We start from the raw sequence: 486 nt of genomic DNA, 5'->3' as shown, positions 1-486 counted from the left end.
GGGGTACGCCATACCCCCTCCCCCCCCCCCCCCCCCCTTCCCCCTCCCCCCCTCCCCCCCCCCCCCAGCCCCCACGGTCCGGGAAAAGCGCCGCAAAGGCCGTCCCCGGGTAGCACCATGGACACCATGCGTATCCAGGTGACCCGGACCGGCGGTCTTGCCGGAATCGTCCGCCACGCGGAGCTCGACACCGCCGACCGGGTGGACGCCCCGCACGTCCACGCGCTCGCCCGCGAGGCCGTCGCGGGCGGGCTGCGTGCCCCCTCGTACGGGGTACCGGACGGCTTCCACTACGAGATCACCGTCGACAGCCGGACGGTGTACTGCGCCGACCCCAAACTCACCGACTCGCAGCGCGAACTGGTGTCGCTGGTGCTGCGCGAAGGCGCCTGAGCCGGTCCAGGGGGGGGGGGGGGGGGCGGGGGGGGGGGGGGAAGGGGGGGGGGGGGGGGGGGGGCGGGCGGCGAGGGTTTCTGGTGGGGGTTT

The 486-nt window shown here is 75.9% G+C and carries 1 protein-coding gene; it reads left to right on the top strand.

The features are described 5' to 3' along the window. Nucleotides 1–126: 126 nt before the first annotated feature. The gene (locus tag ACZ4WV_RS35210) at nucleotides 127–393 is read left to right on the top strand and encodes a protealysin inhibitor emfourin (RefSeq protein ID WP_465753149.1); all 267 of its coding nucleotides are present in this window, start codon (nucleotides 127–129) and stop codon (nucleotides 391–393) included. Nucleotides 394–486 lie beyond the last annotated feature (93 nt).

Source organism: Kitasatospora sp. NPDC029312 (genome assembly GCF_055569215.1).
The sequence above is the reverse complement of the archived record's forward strand: the minus strand, read 5'-3'. Positions and strand labels throughout refer to the sequence as shown.

Bases quoted from the DNA above. Each gene is read 5' to 3' on its own strand.
- ACZ4WV_RS35210 (WP_465753149.1), top strand. From the start codon at position 127: ATGCGTATCCAGGTGACCCGGACCGGCGGTCTTGCCGGAATCGTCCGC.